The 18,013-nt window shown below is 66.7% G+C and carries 18 protein-coding genes; 13 read left to right on the top strand and 5 right to left on the bottom strand.

Annotated features, from left to right (window positions below):
• The first annotated feature begins 159 nt into the window (after positions 1-159).
• Together G557_RS0102105 and G557_RS0102100 are read left to right on the top strand one after the other, a co-directional pair.
• Positions 160-642 carry a hypothetical protein gene (locus G557_RS0102105; RefSeq protein WP_028244771.1) on the top strand — a complete coding sequence of 161 codons (483 nt, stop codon included), beginning with the start codon at positions 160-162 and terminating at the stop codon, positions 640-642.
• Positions 639-1,061 (top strand): hypothetical protein, encoded by a 423-nt coding sequence (locus G557_RS0102100; RefSeq protein WP_028244770.1) that lies wholly within the window; start codon positions 639-641, stop codon positions 1,059-1,061. Before G557_RS0102105 ends, G557_RS0102100 begins: the two co-directional genes overlap by 4 nt.
• Here the strand turns inward: G557_RS0102100 and G557_RS0102095 are convergent, their stop codons facing one another.
• Entirely contained in the window at positions 1,062-1,442 is a 381-nt protein-coding gene (locus tag G557_RS0102095; RefSeq protein ID WP_028244769.1) for a DUF1304 domain-containing protein, read from the bottom strand.
• 181 nt (positions 1,443-1,623) lie between these two features.
• Here G557_RS0102095 and G557_RS0102090 point away from each other — a divergent pair, with 181 nt between their 5' ends.
• A complete protein-coding gene (locus G557_RS0102090) occupies positions 1,624-2,202 on the top strand; it encodes a TetR/AcrR family transcriptional regulator (RefSeq protein WP_028244768.1) in 579 nt (192 codons plus the stop codon).
• Between the two features lies 1 nt (position 2,203).
• Here the strand turns inward: G557_RS0102090 and G557_RS0102085 are convergent, their stop codons facing one another.
• The gene (locus tag G557_RS0102085; RefSeq protein WP_036960308.1) at positions 2,204-2,506 is read right to left on the bottom strand and encodes a rhodanese-like domain-containing protein; all 303 of its coding nucleotides are present in this window, start codon (positions 2,504-2,506) and stop codon (positions 2,204-2,206) included.
• A gap of 144 nt (positions 2,507-2,650) precedes the next feature.
• On the opposite strand from G557_RS0102085, the gene G557_RS0102080 reads away from it, so the two are divergent.
• The 3 genes from G557_RS0102080 to G557_RS0102070 all read left to right on the top strand — a co-directional run bounded on the left by G557_RS0102080 (position 2,651) and on the right by G557_RS0102070 (position 5,796).
• On the top strand, positions 2,651-3,697 hold the full coding sequence (locus tag G557_RS0102080) for a 3-isopropylmalate dehydrogenase (protein ID WP_028244766.1): 1,047 nt from the start codon (positions 2,651-2,653) through the stop codon (positions 3,695-3,697).
• A gap of 148 nt (positions 3,698-3,845) precedes the next feature.
• Complete coding sequence (locus G557_RS0102075) at positions 3,846-4,952, top strand: branched-chain amino acid aminotransferase (protein ID WP_036960305.1); 1,107 nt, start codon at positions 3,846-3,848, stop codon at positions 4,950-4,952.
• 70 nt (positions 4,953-5,022) lie between these two features.
• Positions 5,023-5,796 carry a fumarylacetoacetate hydrolase family protein gene (locus G557_RS0102070; RefSeq protein ID WP_028244764.1) on the top strand — a complete coding sequence of 258 codons (774 nt, stop codon included), beginning with the start codon at positions 5,023-5,025 and terminating at the stop codon, positions 5,794-5,796.
• Positions 5,797-5,863: 67 nt separating this feature from the next.
• Here G557_RS0102070 and G557_RS11105 read toward each other — a convergent pair whose 3' ends face one another.
• Positions 5,864-7,258, bottom strand: a complete 1,395-nt coding sequence (locus tag G557_RS11105) for a glutamyl-tRNA reductase (RefSeq protein WP_084626916.1) — start codon at positions 7,256-7,258, stop codon at positions 5,864-5,866.
• A 64-nt stretch (positions 7,259-7,322) separates the two neighbouring features.
• On the opposite strand from G557_RS11105, the gene hemE reads away from it, so the two are divergent.
• The 7 genes from hemE to G557_RS11085 are packed head-to-tail and all read left to right on the top strand — an operon-like array spanning position 7,323 to position 15,485.
• Positions 7,323-8,411 (top strand): uroporphyrinogen decarboxylase, encoded by a 1,089-nt coding sequence (gene hemE, locus G557_RS0102060; RefSeq protein ID WP_051224144.1) that lies wholly within the window; start codon positions 7,323-7,325, stop codon positions 8,409-8,411.
• Positions 8,408-9,901, top strand: a complete 1,494-nt coding sequence (locus G557_RS11100; protein WP_051224140.1) for a protoporphyrinogen/coproporphyrinogen oxidase — start codon at positions 8,408-8,410, stop codon at positions 9,899-9,901. The genes hemE and G557_RS11100 overlap by 4 nt, the downstream gene beginning before the upstream one ends.
• Complete coding sequence (gene hemC, locus G557_RS11095) at positions 9,901-11,049, top strand: hydroxymethylbilane synthase (protein ID WP_051224137.1); 1,149 nt, start codon at positions 9,901-9,903, stop codon at positions 11,047-11,049. Before G557_RS11100 ends, hemC begins: the two co-directional genes overlap by 1 nt.
• Positions 11,046-11,993 (top strand): uroporphyrinogen-III synthase, encoded by a 948-nt coding sequence (locus G557_RS11090; RefSeq protein ID WP_051224133.1) that lies wholly within the window; start codon positions 11,046-11,048, stop codon positions 11,991-11,993. Before hemC ends, G557_RS11090 begins: the two co-directional genes overlap by 4 nt.
• 39 nt (positions 11,994-12,032) lie before the next feature.
• On the top strand, positions 12,033-13,091 hold the full coding sequence (gene hemB / locus G557_RS0102040) for a porphobilinogen synthase (RefSeq protein WP_281167707.1): 1,059 nt from the start codon (positions 12,033-12,035) through the stop codon (positions 13,089-13,091).
• A 37-nt stretch (positions 13,092-13,128) separates the two neighbouring features.
• Entirely contained in the window at positions 13,129-14,502 is a 1,374-nt protein-coding gene (gene hemL, locus G557_RS0102035; protein WP_051224129.1) for a glutamate-1-semialdehyde 2,1-aminomutase, read from the top strand.
• A gap of 38 nt (positions 14,503-14,540) precedes the next feature.
• Positions 14,541-15,485: a benzoate/H(+) symporter BenE family transporter gene (locus G557_RS11085; protein ID WP_084626915.1), complete on the top strand. Its 945-nt coding sequence runs from the start codon at positions 14,541-14,543 to the stop codon at positions 15,483-15,485.
• Between the two features lie 310 nt (positions 15,486-15,795).
• Here G557_RS11085 and G557_RS11080 read toward each other — a convergent pair whose 3' ends face one another.
• Together G557_RS11080 and G557_RS11075 are read right to left on the bottom strand one after the other, a co-directional pair.
• Positions 15,796-17,391: an HNH endonuclease signature motif containing protein gene (locus G557_RS11080; RefSeq protein WP_051224125.1), complete on the bottom strand. Its 1,596-nt coding sequence runs from the start codon at positions 17,389-17,391 to the stop codon at positions 15,796-15,798.
• 186 nt (positions 17,392-17,577) lie between these two features.
• On the bottom strand, positions 17,578-17,946 hold the full coding sequence (locus G557_RS11075; protein ID WP_028244760.1) for a YchJ family protein: 369 nt from the start codon (positions 17,944-17,946) through the stop codon (positions 17,578-17,580).
• Positions 17,947-18,013: the final 67 nt, after the last annotated feature.

The raw sequence follows: 18,013 nt of genomic DNA, 5'->3' as shown, positions 1-18,013 counted from the left end.
AGGTTGTCACCACGACCTCTGCAGCACGGTGAGACGGGGCTGCGCCTGTGCAAGACCAAGGCGCGGCTCCGTTTTGCCGTATCATGACTATTCGAGCACGGCTGGATGCGCACGGCGCGCGGTCGCATCTCATCCACCAGTAGCTGACTGAGGAGCGTTGTGGGCAGCACACCATCGACTGGGCGGCCGAGTGAGGCCCCTGACGACGACGAGGGCCTGTATTGGCCTGAACAGGCTGCTGACGAAGCTCGTACCGGGCTGCGCACGCAGCACGATGGCGACGGCGCCAGCAACGAAGATGAGGCTGACGAAGAGAGCCCGCTGGCCGAGGTTTCCAGCTTCGCACTGATCACCTACGGCGCGCTCATCGGGGCATTCGCAGTGTTCGCCCTCAGCTGGCTGAGCATCGCCTGGCCATATTTCAGCAACCCGCCGCAGCCGCTGTTCGACCCGGTCGATCGGGCGCAGCTCGCTCTCAGCGTGGGCGCACCAGTGCTGTGGCTGGTCTTCGGGCTGGTCACCGTGCGTGGTCGCCGCTGGCCGTGGCAGCTGGCGTGGGTGTTGGTCGGCCTGATCGCATTGGCGCCGTGGCCGCTGGTGATCAACCAGCTCATTCCCAGCATCCTTGAAGGAGCGGCATGACCAGCAGCGAATTCGCCGACATTGAGGTCGACGAGGCAGAGCTCGACGCAGCCTCAGTCAAGCAGTCACTGCGCAAAGGCGCGATCGCTGGCCTGATCGCTGCGGCCATCGCGTTCGCCTACCCCATTTGGCAGGCAGTGGCTTTCGGCTTCTTCAACGAAGACAGCGGTTGGCACGCGGTGTTCGAAGATGTCCCGTGGACCCGTTGGGCACTCACCGGCTGGGGAGTGGCGGTACCAGTGCTGCTATTGATCGGTGCCTGGCTGATCGCGCGCCGAGTCACTTGGTGGCGCGCGATCATCATCTACCTCACGGCGTGGGCTATGGTGACTCCGCTGATCATCACGGCGCAGACTCTCGTAGCGCGCCTGCCGCAGGTGCAGGTGGTCATTTGGAGTGCGCTGCTCGTCGGTCGCTGATCACAGCGCGAACAGCAGTGCGATCACCGCAAGCAGTGGCAGCGTGCCCTGCTTGATCGCTGCGGGGCGGTTCGCGGCACTGCGGGCAAACAGCACGAGCGCCGCTGCGGCCATCGAGCCGGCACCAGCGAAGACCAGTGCAATGCCCGCCGCGGCGTTTCCACTGACGGTCAGCACGATGCCGATCACCGTGACGATGGCGAGAAACAGGTTGTAGAACCCTTGGTTAAACGCCATTTCGCGGGTTGCCTGGGCTTCATCGGCACTCATGCCGAACACGCCACGCGCTTTCGGTGTGGTCCAGAGCAGCGACTCGAGGGCGAAGATGAACACGTGCAGCGCGGCCGCGAGTGCGGCGAGCGTGAGGGCGGTGATGAGCATGAGATCCTCCAGATTAATCCGAGCGCGCCCCTGACCCAGCTGAGGTTCGATCAGTCAGCCAGCGCTGACGCCCAGGCAGTGCCGACGATGTCATCGGCGAGTGTGACGCACGCCCAATCTGTAACGATTGTTACAATTAGGGCGCAGGATCACTATACACAGAATGTCAAGGAGATGTCCGATGCCACGCACTCGCGCATTCGACCGCGCTGAAGTGGTGCGCCAAGCTCGTTCGGTGTTCTGGGCGCAGGGCTTCGAGGTGGCCTCGATTCCACAGCTCGAGGCGGCGACGGGGCTGAGTCGCTCAAGCATCTACAACGAGTTCGGCTCGAAAGACGGGTTGTTCGATGCGGCGGTGGCCAGCTACCTGACCGAAGTGGTGTATCCACCGCTGCGGCCGCTGCAGCAAGAAGCCGTCGAAGCTCACGCGCTTGCCGATTACCTGCATGGGCTGCAGAAGATGTTCGGTCGTGGAACGGGCGAGGCAGCACGGTTTGGCTGTCTGCTGATCAACTCCGCTGCCGCACCGGTCGGGCAGCGCCCCGAGGTGGCCAATGCCGTGCGTCGGTATCGCAGATCGTTGGCTGAGGCCATTGGCCAAGGGATGGCGGCTGCGCACCCAGCCCAACCAGCGTCACAGCGTCAGCGGCTGGTCGACGCGGTGACCGCGCTGGTCGTGGCGGCCTTTGCCCTGGTCAGAGTCGATCGCGCCCAAGCAGCACAGACCCTTGCCTCAGCCGTTGAGATCGCACGGCCATAGATCACTCGACGGGCAGACCCTCGAAGATCCACTGGGCGGTGCCGCCCGAGATGTTGGTCGCCGGGATGCCCTGGGTGTCGAGCCATTCGCAGGCCTTCTGTGAGCGGCCGCCCGCCTGGCAGATCACCAGCAGGTCGTCGACATCGGGCACCTCGTCAAAGCGTGACTGCAGCTGTGAGAGGGGAATGTTGACGGCGCCCTTCGCGTGGCCGCCTGCGAACTCGTCGGTCTCTCGCACGTCAATGATGGTGGCGCCGGCGAGCTGGCGCTCGGCAGCCTGTTCTGGGGTGATCTGGTCGACCATGATGTCTCCTCGGCAACGGGTGGTGGGCGCCGGTGGCGCCTCGGTATCCACTGTAGTCGCCCGGCGCGATAGGCTGGATCGGGCTGCGAGCGTTGCCTGCGGCCGGCCGATCGGCCACGTGATCTCGCTGCAGGAGGAAGTTCCATGACCGCACGCATCAATCTCGGAGTCATCGATGGTGACGGAATCGGACCCGAGGTGATCGACCAAGCCCGACGGGTGCTCGACGTGATCGCTGCGCAGCACCAGATCGAGGTTGAGGCAACCGAATACGACCTCGGGGCTCGGCGATACCAGCGCACGGGCGAGATTCTCTCTGATGAGACGCTCGCTCAGCTGCGCACACACGATGCACTGCTGCTGGGCGCGGTGGGTGATCCACGTGCGGTGCCGGCCGGCCTGCTCGAGCGCGGCCTGCTGCTGAAACTGCGCTTCGCTTTTGACCATTACGTCAACCTGCGCCCGGTGGAGCTGCTGCCCGGCGTCGCCTCCCCGCTGGCAGCCCCCGGGGCCATCGACTTTGTGGTGGTTCGTGAAGGCACCGAGGGGCTCTACACCGGCAATGGCGGTGCGCTGCGCGTCGGCACCGATCATGAGGTGGCCACTGAAGTCTCGGTGAACACGGCCTTCGGCGCCAAACGCCTGATTCGTTATGCCTTCGAACTGGCGGCCACGCGGGAGCGCCGCCACGTCACCCTGGTGCACAAGAAGAACGTGCTGGTCAACGCCGGCGGCATGTGGCAGCGGCTGGTCGACGAGGTCGCCGCAGATTTTCCCACGGTCACCCACGACTACCTGCACGTCGATGCAGCGACCATCTTCTTCGTCACCGACCCGCAGCGCTTCGACGTGATCGTCACCGACAACCTGTTCGGCGACATCCTGACTGATCTGGCCGCGGCGATCACCGGCGGCATCGGGCTGGCTGCTTCGGGCAACATCAATCCTGATCGCACGGCGCCCAGCATGTTCGAGCCCATTCACGGCTCGGCTCCTGATATCGCGGGGCAGGGGGTGGCCGATCCCACGGCCGCCGTGTTGTCGGTCGCACTGTTGCTGCGCACGCTCGGTCACACCGAGGCTGCCGATCAGGTGCACCAGGCGGTGCGCGACGATGTGGCCGCACGAGACGGGGCCGCACGCACCACTGCTCAGGTGGGCGATGCGATCATCGCGCGACTCGAGGCCTGAGCCTCTGCCGCACGCGGCGTGAGCGGAGTATCCTGAGTGAGGCGGCATATCGCCGTCGGCTGCGACACAATCGCACCTTTTCGCGTGCTCGGTCTCTACCCCGAACGATCGCTGACGCGTGCACCATGAACGACTGAAGAAAGACACCATGACTGAGACGGCGAATGCCCTGACATTCACGAAGACCCAGAACCCTCACCCGACCGACCCTGCTGCACGCGAGCAGATTCTGCGCGACCCTGGCTTCGGCGTGCACTTCAGCGACCACATGGTGACCATCGACTATGACGTTGCCAATGGCTGGCACGACGCACAGGTGCTGCCCTACGGCCCGCTGGCCATCGCCCCCGGCGCCTCGGTGCTGCACTACGCCCAAGAGATCTTCGAGGGGCTCAAAGGCTACCGTCACGCTGACGGCACCATCTGGACGTTCCGTCCTGAGCGCAATGCGGCGCGCTTCCAGAAGTCGGCCGAGCGCCTCGCTCTGCCGCAGCTGCCGGTTGAGCTGTTCGTCGAATCGCTCAAGCAGCTCGGTTCGACCGACCGCGACTGGGTGCCCGACCCCGAGGGCGAGAAGAGCCTCTACCTGCGTCCGTTCATGTTCGCGACTGAGCAGTTCCTCGGCGTGCGCAGTGCACAAGAGGTCAAGTACGTGCTGATTGCCTCGCCGGCCGGCCCGTACTTCGCCGATGGCGTCAAGCCCGTCGACATCTGGCTGTCTGAAGACTACGCACGCACCTCGCTGGGCGGCACTGGTGAGGCAAAGTGCGGCGGCAACTATGCCGCCAGCCTCGAGCCCGAGAACGAGGCGCACGCCAACGGCTGCGCGCAGGTGCTCTTCCTCGACACCGAGACCCATTCCAACGTCGACGAGCTCGGCGGCATGAACATCATGTTCATCACCGACGACAACGTGCTCGTCACGCCGAAGCTCACCGGCTCGATTCTGCACGGCGTCACGCGTGAGTCGCTGCTGACGATCGCCGCCGAAGACTTCGGCATGAAGGTCGAAGAGCGTGCAGTATCGCTCGACGAGTGGCGCGAGCGCGTCGCCGACGGCACCTTCACCGAGATCTTCGCCTGTGGCACGGCTGCAGTGATCAACCCGCTGGCTGCGCTCAAGGGGCGCACCGTGAATATCCCGGCCGCGCGCAACACCGGCGGAGAGGTCACCACTGCGCTGCGCAAGGCGCTCACCGACATCCAGTTCGGCCGAGCCGCTGACACCCGCGGCTGGCTGACCCAACTGGCCTGAGATCAACCCCCGATCAGCGGCGGCAGGTGCACATGCATCTGCCGCCGCTGTCGATCACAGAGAGGCGCATATGCAGATCGCACGATTCATCCACGGCACTGACGACCCCAAATACGGCATTCTCGACGGCGATGACTACGTCGTGCTGCACGGCGATCCGCTGTTCCTGGGATATGAAACCACCGGCGAGCGGGTCCCGCGCGCCGAGGTGCGACTGCTGGCACCGGTCATCCCGCGTTCGAAGGTCATCGCAGTGGGGCGCAACTACGCCGCGCACGCGGCTGAGAAGGGCAATGCCGTACCCGACCATCCGCTGTTGTTCTTCAAACCCAACACCTCGGTGATCGGCCCCGGTGACGAGATCGTCATTCCTGAGATCGCCGGCACCGTCGAACCCGAGGCTGAGCTCGCCATTGTGATCAGCCGGGTGGCCAAGAACGTGGCACGTGCCGACTGGGCCGATGTGGTCTTCGGCTACACCGTCGCCAACGATGTCAGCTCGCGCACCCTGCAGAAGGCCGACGGACAATGGGCTCGCGCCAAGGGCTTCGATACGTTCTGTCCGCTGGGCCCGGTCATTGAGACCGAACTCGACTTAGCCGACACTTGGGTCAGTTCGACGATCAATGGCGAGGCGGCGCAGCGCGGCAACACGCGCGACTTTATCTTCGACGTGCCCTATCTCATTGAGTACATCACGCAGGCGTTCACGCTGCTGCCAGGCGACGTGATCATCACCGGCACCCCGGCTGGCGTGCGCCCCATTGTGCCTGGTGACTCGGTCACCGTGAGCGTCGCGGGCATTGGCGACCTGACGAATCCTGTCGTGGGTGCCGCGAACTGAGTCTGCAGCTGCGCACTGCTCGGCGCGTCGGGCTGCGTGTCGGGCGACGTGTCGAGCGCGGCGGAGCTCAGCTGGCGTCGCGCAGCGGGTGGCCCTCGCCGGCTGAGTCATCGCGACGGGTCTCGAGTTGGTGCGCGATCGGGCAGCGGCCGCAGCCGGCGGTCAGATCGTCTTCTGGCACCTCGATGCCGTAGATGGCCGACAGTGCGTCGACGAACTCGCCCTGGCGATCTTCGGCGGCCATGGCGCGCGCCTGCTGCATCGGCTCATTGAGCAGCACACCGACCAAATGACGTAGAGCCTTCTCGGTGTTCGCGTGACTCGGCTCGTGAGCGGTCGAGCGGGAGATCTCCTCGTCGAGTGCCGCGAAGAAGCGCTGTTTGAGCTCGCCGAGCGCTCGCCCGACTCGCTGCTGGTTGCGCTGCTGATGAAAACTGGTGGTGGCGGCTTCGACCACAGCCCGGGCGTTGTCTGCGCTGGCCAGCTGCTCGAGCGGAGCGTGCAGCTTGATGGTCTCGAGATCGAGCAGGTCGACATCGGGCAGCTCGCTCACGTCGAGCGCCACATTGCGAGGCATACCGAGGTCGATGATTAACTGCCGTGCGGGCAGCTGCGGGCACGGCGCAGGGCCGGTGGATGCGGTGGTCGCCTCGACGGCTCGGCTGCGCGCGTGCTGCAGCTCGGCTTTGTCGAGCACAGTGTGTGGTGCAGTGGTGCAGGTGACGATCACGTCGGCCGAGGCGATCTCGGTGTCGAGCTGTGCCGGGTCGACCGCGCGCACCTCACGGTGGGCGGCGAACGCTTTGGCTCGACCCGATGCCGAGTGCACCGCGATGTCGCGCACCCCGTGATCGCGCAGCGCCGCGACGGTGACCCGGGCGTATTGTCCGGTGCCGATCAGCAGTACGCGCAGAGCCGACCAGTCGGCGATGCGGGTGTCGCACATATCAAGGGCCAGGCGCACGAGGCTGCGGCCGGCATGCACGAGATCGGTGCCGTTTTTGACCTCGCGTGAGGTTTTGGCGGCGTTCTGAAAGAGGCGTTCGAGCACGGCGGTGGTGGTGCCCGCCGAGCGTGCGCGCAGCAGGGCGTCGGCCACCTGGCCCGAGATTTCGGTCTCGCCGACCACGAGTGACTCGAGGCCGCTGGAGACGGAGAACAGGTGCTCGACCACATCGTCTTCGAGCCGCACCTCGGAGTTCTCACGGAGCGTCTCGTAGGGCAGGCCGGTGTGTGCGCTCAGCGCGCGCCACGCGGCCTCGATGGCCAGGCGCGGGTCGGTGCGCTCGGGCTGGTCGACATCGAGGTAGGCCTCAAACCGGTTGCACGTGGCGACGACGACCGCGCCGTCAAAGAACTCAGAGCGAGCGGTAAACACTGAGGAGGCATCACCAGCGCTCGCCAGCCGCTCCAAGACGGGGAACGAGGCGGTTTTATGGCTTGACGAGACGCACAACAGCACGTGGAAATTGTACGCGATGGTCTGATGTTTAAGAAATCGTCTGATGTTTGCGAGAATGGGGGCTATGACCCTCGGCGCCGCACATCCCCTGAACTCCTCGAACACTGCAGAATCGGCTCTCATTCGAGCTCTCCGCGGCCAATCACACGATCATGTGCCGGTGTGGTTCATGCGACAGGCCGGGCGTTCACTGCCCGAGTATCGGCAGGTGCGCGAAGGGGTCAGCATGCTCGACTCGTGCCTCAACCCCGAGCTGGCGGCTGAGATCACCCTGCAGCCGGTGCGCCGTCACGGGGTCGACGCGGCGATCTTCTTCTCTGACATCGTGATTCCGCTGCGTCTGGCCGGTGTCGAGGTCGACATCGTGCCCGGGCGCGGGCCGGTGTTTCCCCACCCGGTGCGCACCTTGGCCGACGTCGAAGCGCTGCCCGAGCTCACCGCCGACCATCTGGCGCCGATCACCGAGACAGCACGGCTGGTCGTCGAGCAGCTGGGGGCCACGCCGCTGATCGGCTTTGCCGGTGCGCCGTTCACCCTGGCGGCGTATCTCGTCGAGGGCGGGCCCTCAAAAGACCATCTCGCCGCGCGCACCATGATGCTGGCCCAACCCGAGGTGTGGCAGGCGCTGGTCACTCGCATCGCCGACTATTCGGCAGCGTTCCTGCGCGCCCAGGTGCTCGGTGGGGCATCGGCTGTGCAGCTGTTCGACTCTTGGGTGGGATCATTGAGCCCCAGCGTCTACCGTGAGCGCGTGCGTCCGGCTTCGGCCCGGGTGCTCGAGGCGGTCGCCGACCTGCGTGACTCGATCGGCCAGCATGTGCCGCGCATCCATTTCGGCCTTGCCGGCCCCGAGCTGCTCGGCGATCTGCGCGACGCCGGGGCAGATGCGGTCGGGGTCGACTATCGCACCGAGTTGTCCGACGCAATCGAGCTGCTCGGTGGTGACGTGCCAGTGCAGGGCAACCTCGACCCCGCGGTGCTCGCCGCACCCGCCGAGGTCTGGCAGCCCGCCGTCGACGAGGTGCTGCGCCAAGGAGCGGCAGCGCCCGGCCATGTGTTCAACCTCGGCCACGGGGTGCCGCCGCAGACCGATCCGACCGTGCTCACGGCGATCGTTGAGCGGGTGCACAGCTGGCCGGAGGTGGCGCGGTGAACGACCTGATTGTCATCGGCGGTGGGGTGGCCGGGCTGGTCGCAGCCTGGCAGGCAGCCGAGGCCGGCCGTGAGGTCACTCTGCTCGAAGCTCGCGATGTGCTCGGAGGGCCGGTCTCTGAGCACGTACTCGCCGGGCTCGAGCTCGATGCGGGCACCGAGTCATTCGCCACGCGCGGTGGTCGTGTGGCCAAGATGCTCGAACAGCTGGGGTTGAGCGATGCCGTGGTCGAGCCGAACCCCGCTGGGGCTTGGGTCGGCTTCCGTGACGCAGCGAGCGAGCTGAACAGTGTGCCAGGCAGCAATCAGGCAGTCGGCAGTTTCCGCGCCGAACCACTGCCGGCAACCGGCCTGCTCGGCATTCCCGGCGACCTCGATGCGGCCGATCTGCTGCGAGTGCTCGATGCGCCCGGGCTGGCTCGCGCGCAGCGTGACCGCGATCTGCCCGCAGAGGTGGGCGCCGACGCCGCGTCGCTCGGCGATCTCGTCGAACAGCGCATGGGTCGCACGGTGGTCGAGCGGCTGGTGACGCCGGTCGCCGGTGGCGTCTACTCGGCTGACCCCTACACAATTCAGGTGGATGCGGTGGCCCCCGGCCTGCGCGACCAGCTGTTGCGCACCGGGTCGCTCGCTGCTGCGGTGCATCATCTGCGCTCGCAGGCCGCCCCCGGCTCGGCGGTGCGCAGCCTCAAGGGCGGCATGCACGTGTTGGTACGTCGCCTGAAGGAGCGCATTGAGGCGGCTGGTGGGCGAGTGATCACAGCCAACCCGGTGCGCAGCATCCATGCGCTGTCTGCCGAGCAGGTGCCGCAGTCGGCCGACGGCGTGCGCTATGCGGTCGAAACCGATGGCGAGGCGTTCGAGACACGCTCGCTCGTGGTCGCCACCGAGGCCGAGGCGGCGCTGCCGCTGCTGGCCGGGCTGGCTCCCGAGCTCGGTGAGGTGACGTGGCCGGCTCCGGCGACGGTCACGCTGGTCACGCTGGTGGTCGACGCCCCGGCGCTCGACGAGCTGCCGCGCGGCACGGGTATTCTGATCGCTCCAGATGCTCCCGATGTGGTGGCCAAGGCGATGACACACGCCAGCGCGAAGTGGCGCTGGGCCGCCCAGGCTGCGGCCAGCGGGCACCCTGGGCGCCATCTGCTGCGGCTGAGCTACGGGCATGCCGGTGCACCGAGCGAATTGAGCGACGAACAGCTTCGGCGCCAAGCGGTTGCCGATGCACGGGTGATCACCGGTGTCGACTTCGCCGACGACGCCGTGGTCGGCACTGCTGTGCATGTGTGGCGCAATGCGCAGCCATACCGCGAGTCGCCGCAGACTGATCGCGCCATCGACGTGCTCACTGCGCCGGGCAGCGGTTTGGCAGTGGTGGGGTCGTGGCGTTCGGGCACCGGGCTGGCCTCGGTGATGCCGCAGGCCTACGATACGGTGCGCAAGCTGCTGAACGACGACGTCGCGACGGCGGCGCAGACACACAGGAGAGATTGATGACTGAACAGACCGCGCCACTTCGTCTGGGAACTCGTGGCTCGCGCCTGGCCGTCGCGCAGTCGCAGCAGGTGGCCGACGCGCTGACCGCAGCTACCGGGCGACCAGTCGAGCTCGTTCGTGTGGTCACCCATGGCGACGTGAACCGCGCCTCGCTCTCGCAGATCGGCGGGGTGGGCGTGTTCGCCACCGCGCTGCGTGAGGGCCTGGTGGCCGGTGAGTACGACCTCGTGGTGCACTCGTTCAAAGACCTGCCCACGGCAGAGCCAGAACAGCTCGAGATCGCCGCCGTGCCACTGCGCGCCGATGCTCGCGACGTATTGGTCTCCCGTGAGGCCCGCCGGCTGGCCGATCTACCGGCGGGTGCCCGCGTGGGCACTGGGTCGACCAGGCGCCAGGCGCAGCTGCGCCGACAGCGCCCCGATATCGAGGTGGTTGACATTCGCGGCAATATCGACACGCGCCTTCGCCGCCTCGACGACGATCTCGACGGGGTGATTCTGGCGGCTGCGGGCCTCGACCGCCTCGAGACTGGGGCCGTGGTCGCCGAGTATCTGCCGATCGACCAGTGGATTGTGGCGCCCGCGCAAGGTGCGCTGGCCGTCGAGACCCGCCGGGGCGACCGCCATCTGGCTCTGGTGCTCGATCACGCGCCCACCCGCATGACGGCAGACCTCGAGCGGGCGGTTTTGGCCGGGCTCGGCGCCGGATGCGCCGCACCGGTCGGCGTGCACGCGCGAGTGATTTCCGATGCGGTTCACTCCGAGCCACAGGTGCTGCTCGAGGCCGTGGTCTACGACGACGATGACTTCACGAAGGATGTGCGGCTCAGCCGCCGCCTGACCCCGCCAGCCGCGCTGTGGTCGGCTGGTGACCGCAACAGTCGAGTTGCACCTGGCACATCTGACGCACGCGCTGGCAGCGCCCAGAGCGGTGCCACACCGGGCGGTGCCGTGCACAACGATGTCACTGTGACACAGGGGGCTGTTTCTGCAGCCGAGGTCTCGACCCCCGAGACCAAGGCCCCTGAAGTCGCGGCGCAGCTGCATGCGTGGGCAGCGGCGGCCGGTTCTGAAATCGCCCAGCATCTCATCGACGGTGGTGCCGATCGCATCATCGCCGCGGCAGAGGGGCGGCGCGAGCAGTGACCACTCAGCGCGGCAACGGGGCAGAGAGCGACGAGGTGAGCGTGGGGCATCCATGTGCTGCTGCACAGCCCACCGGTGACCGTGCCGAGCCAGGTGATGTGCACGCTGACGCGCACGGCCAGCAGGCCGAAGGGCAACCGCTGACCGGTCGTCGGGTGTTGGTGCCGCGCGGTGGCGCGTGGGGGCAGCGCGTGGCGGCCATGCTGCGTGCCCGCGGTGCCGAGCCGGTGATCGCGCCGCTGATCACGATGGCACCGCCGCTCGACGAACGGGCACTGCAACGCCGGCTCGACGAACTGGCTGCCGGCAGCTACCAGCTGCTGGCCGTCACAAGTCAGAACGCTGCGGCAGTGCTTGGGCGGCATGGTGTTTTGGTGCCCGATGTCACGCGCGTCGCAGCAGTCGGCGCCGCCACCGCACAGGCGCTGCAAGAAGTGGGGATCAGCGTCGACCTGCTGCCCGCACTCGACGCGCAGAACGCGCACGGGTTGGCTGCGCTCATCGGGCGTGCCCCGGCGGCGGGCGCGCGAGCGCTGCTTCCGGCGTCTGCGCTTGCGCACGCCACGCTGCGCGACAGCTTGAGCGACGCCGGCTGGGTCGTCGACACCGTGACCGCATATCGGCCGGTCGGTGTGGCTCTTGAGCAAGAAGCGCTCGAAGACGTGCGCCGTGGCGCGGTCGACGCCGTGCTCGTCACGAGTGGCACTGTGGCCCAGCAGGTCGCCATCCAATTCGGCGCCGCGAGCAGACAGACACTGCTGGTGTCGATCGGGGCACAGACCACGGCTGACGCGCAGGCCCTCGGTCTCGATGTGGCGGCCACCGCCGAGCATTCGAGCCTCGACGGGCTGCTCGACGCGCTGCAGCGGCTGACCGGCACCCACGCGCGAACCGGGGCAGCCACGACCATCTCGAAAGCCCCGTCGGCTCATGGCCGGCTCTGAACATCTGAATACGTTGAATGCGCACCCCCGAAGAAGAATGTGAGTGAGAAGATGCACGAAGTGAACAACCAGCAGAACAACAGCACCGCCGGGCAGGCGCAGCTTGCCGCCTATCCGCGCATTCGCCCGCGACGTCTGCGCGAGACACCCGCGATGCGTCGGCTGGTGCGTGAGACGCGACTCGAACCCGCACAGCTCATCCTGCCGCTGTTCGTGCGCGAAGGAATCACCGAGGCGGTGCCGATCGCAGCCATGCCGGGGCAGCAGCAGCACACGATCGACTCACTGCGGCGCATCGCCGTCGAGGCCGCAGAGGCGGGAGTCGGCGGCATCAACCTGTTCGGCATCCCCGAGCACCTCGACGCGTGTGGCTCGCAGGCCGACGCCCCCGACGGCATCGTGCAACAGGCAGTGCGCGCGCTCGTGAGCGAAGTGGGCGACGCGCTGGTGATTCAGACTGACCTGTGCCTCGACGAGTTCACCGATCACGGCCACTGCGGCGTGCTCGACGCCGATGGGCGGGTCGACAACGACGAGACGCTGGTGCGCTACGGGGCCATGGCCCTTGCACAGGCCGAGGCAGGCGCGCACATGCTCGCGCCGAGTGGCATGATGGATGGCCAGATCGGCTACCTGCGCGACACTCTCGATGCCGCCGGGTATCAGCACGTGTCGCTGCTGGCGTATGCCGCAAAGTATGCGTCTGGGTTCTACGGGCCATTCCGCGAGGCAGTCGACTCGCAGCTGAAGGGTGATCGCCGCACGTATCAGCAAGATCCGGCGAACGGTCGCGAGGGTGTGCGTGAGGCGCTGCTCGATATTCAGGAGGGTGCAGATGTCGTGATGGTCAAGCCTGCGGCGTCATTCCTCGATGTGTTGAGCGAGGTGGCCAAGGTCAGCCCCGTTCCGGTGTGGGCGTATCAGGTCTCGGGCGAGTACGCTGCCATCGAGGCGGCTGCAGCCAACGGGTGGCTCGACCGCACTCGGGTGATTGACGAGTCGCTGATCGGCATCCGGCGAGCCGGGGCCGAGGCAGTGCTGACCTACTGGGCGATTGAGGTGGCCGGGCGTTTGCGCGAGGGCACGTTCGGGCTCTGAGACGAACTACGAGATTTCATAGAGAGCGACGGAACAGATGAGCACGGAGAACACAGGTACGGCGGGCGCTGGCCGGCACACAAATGACGAGCTGTTTGAGCAGTCTCGCCGGGTGATTCCCGGCGGCGTCGACTCACCGGTGCGGGCGTTCGGCTCGGTCGGCGGCACCCCGAAGTTCATCGCGAGCGCCCAGGGCGCCACCGTGACCGACGTGGAGGGCACTGAGTACGTCGACCTCGTCGGCTCGTGGGGGCCGGCGCTGCTGGGGCATGCGCATCCTGCGGTGGTCGAGGCTGTGCAGCGTGCAGCCGCGCGTGGCCTGTCGTTTGGTGCGCCCACTGCGGGCGAGGCCGAGCTGGCGAGTACCGTGATCAATCGCGTGGCTCGCGCTGGCGTGCACCCGGTCGAGAAGGTGCGTTTCGTGTCAACTGGCACCGAGGCAACGATGACGGCGATCCGCTTGGCTCGAGGCGCCACCGGTCGCGACGTGATCGTGAAGTTCTCGGGGCTCTATCACGGTCACTCAGATTCTCTGCTGGCTGAGGCCGGCTCAGGGCTGGCCACCTTTGGTCTGCCCGCTTCAGCGGGGGTGCCCGAGGCCATCAGTGCGCTGACCATCGTGCTGCCGTACAACGACCTCGACGCGGTGCGTGAGCTGTTCGCCGCTCGCGGTGAGCAGATTGCCGGTGTCATCGTCGAATCTTCGCCATCGAACATGGGCGTGGTGCCGCCGTTGCCGGGGTTCAATGCAGGGCTCATCGAGATCGCTCACGCCCACGGTGCACTGGTCATCTATGACGAGGTGTTGACGGGTTTCCGGGTGACCGAGGCAGGGTATTGGGGATATGAGAACGGCGGGGTCGAGCATCCATACGTGCCCGACCTGATCACCTTTGGCAAGGTCATCGGCGGCGGCCTGCCGATCGCTGCGCTGGGCGGGCGCGCTGAGCTGCTCGACCTGCTGGCGCCCACCGGCCCCGTCTACCAAGCCGGAACGCTCTCGGGCAATCCGCTGGCGGTTGCCGGCGGGCTCACCACACTGCAGCTGGCCGATGCCGAGGTCTACGCCAAGGTCGACGCCGCGAGCATTGCCGTGCGTGACGCGATCAGCGAAGCGCTTGACGCGGCCGGCGTCGCGCATCGCATTCAGCATTCTGGATCGTTGTTCTCTGTGGCGTTTGGTGAATTCGACGGGCCGCTGACCGATTATGCGCAGGTCAAGGCGTCGCAGACCTGGCGGTATCCGGCGTTCTTCCATGCTCTGCTCGACGGGGGAGTGGCCGCGCCGCCGTCAGCGTTCGAGTCGTGGTTCGTGTCTGCGGCACATGACGCCGACGTGGTTGATCGCATTGTGTCGGCACTGCCAGCAGCTGCGCAGGCAGCAGCTGCCGTGTCTGAGCCCCGCGATTGAAGTGCCGCGCCTGAGCATGGTGTGTCTGAAGTGCCGCGCTGCTGGCTGGCAGCGCAGGGCTGGCGGGTGGATGGTCGGCAGCCATCGGCGCATTCATCTCGCTGGGGCTACTCATCGTGCTCACTGGACTCTGGGGTGGGCTGGCGCGGCTGATCTCGCGCATCCCACCGGCGCTGGCACAGGCCATGCTCGCGGGAGTGCTGTTGCCGCTCTGCCTGCAGCCAGTCAATTCGCTGATCGCTCAGCTGCTCGCGGTCTTGCCGGTAATCGTCGTCTGGCTGGTGCTGCTGCGTCTTGCGCCCAAGTGGGCGGTACCGGTCGCGTTCGTGGTCGGGTTGGTGATCATGGCTATCGACCCGGTGCTCTCGGGCAGAGATCTCGAGCAGGTCTGGCCGACGATGGATGTCGTGGCGCCCCAGTTTTCATTGGCCGCGCTGGTGGGCATCGCGCTGCCGCTGTATCTGGTCACGATGGCGTCGCAGAACGTGCCCGGGGTGGCCGTGATGCGCGCGCATGGGTATGAGGTGCCGTGGCGCGAGACAATGCTGGCAACCGGCGTGGGGACGGTGCTTGCGGCACCGGCCGGCGGGCATGCCGTGAACCTGGCGGCAATCTCTGCAGCGCTCGCCGCCGGACCAGATGCCGGGCCGCGGCGAGATAGGCGCTGGATCGCCGCAGTAGCGTGCGGTGCCAGCTATTTAGTGCTTGCAGCCACGGCTACGGCGCTGACCTCGCTGATCGCTATTGCGCCGCCAGGCTTGATTGAGGCAGTCGCTGGGCTGGCACTGCTCGGCGCGTTTGGCGGTGCGCTGCGCGCTGCGTTGGGCGACGCAGGATGGCAGACACCCGCGGTGATCGCCGTGCTGGTCGCCGCGAGTGGGGTCACGCTGCTAGGCATAGGTGCGGCGTTCTGGGCACTCGTTGCGGGGCTACTCGTTGCGGGTGTGCTGCGGCTCGGGCGAGCAGGTGCGGCTTCTCCGTGAGCGCTGCGCTGATGCCCAGGGAGGGTATGAGGTACCGTCGTACCGTCTTGACGTCGTGACTTCATGTCGCGGTGTCGTGGTGTCGTTGGGGCGCTGGGACTGCAACGTTGGTGCGTTGATGCGCGGTAACGCGGTGTCGTTTGACAGGAAGGGCGTAGAAGGCTTGTGCTCTTGTGCCCTTGGAATCTTCACGTCTTGCACTTTTGACAGCCACGCGTCCACCGCGCCCAGTCGCGCGTCACCTACTGTGACTCTCTGGCGCCTGGAATGCCACTGTGAGCGCTGTGCATCGCCATTGCCGGGGGAAAGGTCACGCGCTTAATCGATCTGGGCCGTCGTCATCAGCCTGGCCGGCCCTAGTGAATCGTCGAGGAAGCCGTTGTATGCCCTCAAAGGCATATTTCGAGACCAACGGAGCAGGCATCTCTTGCTGGCTGTTGTCGGGGGCATGCAATATAAACGGACCCTGTGCTTGCCTGGTGATCGCCCAGCCATTGTTGTGCAGCTGCAGATGGTGGAATCGGCAGAGCAACACCCCTCGGTCTATGTCGGTGCGTCCTCCGGCGTTCCATGGGTCGATGTGATGTGCCTCGCAGAAAGACGCAGGCCGATCACACGAGGGCCAGCGGCAGCCTCCGTCGCGCACGGCCAGAGCGATGCGCTGCTGTGGGGTGAACAGGCGCTTGGTGCGACCCACGTTGAGCGGGGTGCCGCGCTCATCGAAACCGACGTTGACTTCTCCTGAGGTGCAATGCTGACGTGCGGCAACGCTGGGCGGTACCACCTGCATGCGGTCTTCGGTGTAAGCCAGACCGGGTGCGGGTGCTGTTCCTGGTGGTGCTGGCGTTGGCACCTGTGCCTGTGACTGTGCTGGGCCGACCCCCTGTGCCTTGAGGCCACCTGCCACGTGCTCGTCATGCGCGGCGCGGCGCACGTGCACAGTGCGAACTCCGGCGGTGCGCACGCCGAACACTGTTTTGACATCGGCGTGCATGCCCGAGCCGATTAGGTCGATCATCAGGTCGTGGGCGAGCTGCTGGTTAGTGCGCGGGTCGTCGACGAGCTGGCGATCGCGGCGGCGCTCTTCGTCGGAAACTGCACGAACACCACCGGTGCGTGGGCGCAGCGCCGCATCGAGAATTGTGCGCACCACATTGGCAGCATCGTCATCGAACACGAAGCGGCCATGGTGTTGCCCATGCTCGTCGACCCACATGCGGAACGAGCGCTGTGCGAATCGCGCGTCGAACCGTGCCTGCGCGCCGACTGGGTCGAGGGCGTCACGGCAGAATCGCGCCATGCGCCGCAACTCTTCGACAGTGCAGTCTGGCGCCTGATCGGCAAGGTCGCTGGCCGCGGTCTGCCAGGCATCAACGAGATCTGCTTGCTCTGGAGGGTCGCCGAGCCCTCGACGAATGGCATCGTGCTGAGCAGCCGAGAGCCTGCCCGCCAGCAGAGCCGCCGAGAGCACGGCGTGCCAGGGCTGATGCTCAGGGGGTTCCGGAGGTGGCTCGCTCTCTGTGGCTGCGCCCGCGGGTTCGCCATCACCCTGCGGTGGCTGCACTCCGGAGTACAGCGACGCACCCACCCGCACCTGGCGCAGCGCCTCGACGCGCGTGCTGCCGGTCAGGTGCTGCACCAGTGACACCGGATCGCGATGCCCCGTAGACTGCGCGAGCCCCTGTTGCCCGTATTCTCTGCGGGAGCGCCCCGACACCACACCGGCCGCCAACACTCGCAGCCGCTCGGCTGCTGAGGCCAGCCCGGCTGAGGCATCGAGCAGCTGCAGCACGGCATCGTCGGGCAGCCCGGCGACCACCGCAGGCAGCTGTTCGGCGCTCGCGACGTCGCCGACCAGGCCGCGAAGAGCGGTCAGGTGTGCGTCGAGTCGGCCGAAGAAGTCCATACCCGAATTCTTGCAGCACCCACTGACACGCTCTCATCATCTGCTACCAGCGCGCGCCGAGCGCACTTCGACGTGGTGCAGGTCGCCACTGCGCTGCAGCGTCGGCGCCAGTTCGCACGGGGTGCACCTGCGCGGCATTGCGGACTGGCCTCATGCGGCGCCGCCACCAGCGCGCACAGTTCACACCTACTCGCGCACATCCCCGTCGAGGTAGAGCCAACGACCACCCTCGCGTACGAATCGCGACCGCTCATGCTGGGTGCCGCGCTCGCCATCCACCATGTACGTCGCGCGAAACTCGACCACACCCGTGTCGTTGTCTGGGCCGCCGTCAACCACGTCAACGATCTGCAGGCCGCGCCAGCGCAGGCGGTTGTCGAGCTCAAGCGTTGCCGGCCGAGTCGACGGGTGCCAGCTGGCCAACAGCCACTCGCGATCGCCCGCCCGAAACGCCTCGAACCGCGAGCGCATCAGCTCCTCAGCAGTGCCTGGCCAGCCGGTGGATGCCCGATCGCTCGCCCCGTTGCCCATCGTGTCGTCAGTGGCAGCGTGCATGTGGCTCCTCGAGGTGTTCGGTGGTCGCCAGGCCATGGTATTGCCAGCCGGCGATCTGCAGCACGAA

Source organism: Pseudoclavibacter soli DSM 23366, assembly GCF_000423505.1.
Classification (GTDB): domain Bacteria; phylum Actinomycetota; class Actinomycetes; order Actinomycetales; family Microbacteriaceae; genus Pseudoclavibacter_A; species Pseudoclavibacter_A soli.
This window is presented reverse-complemented; position numbering and strand designations above follow the sequence as displayed.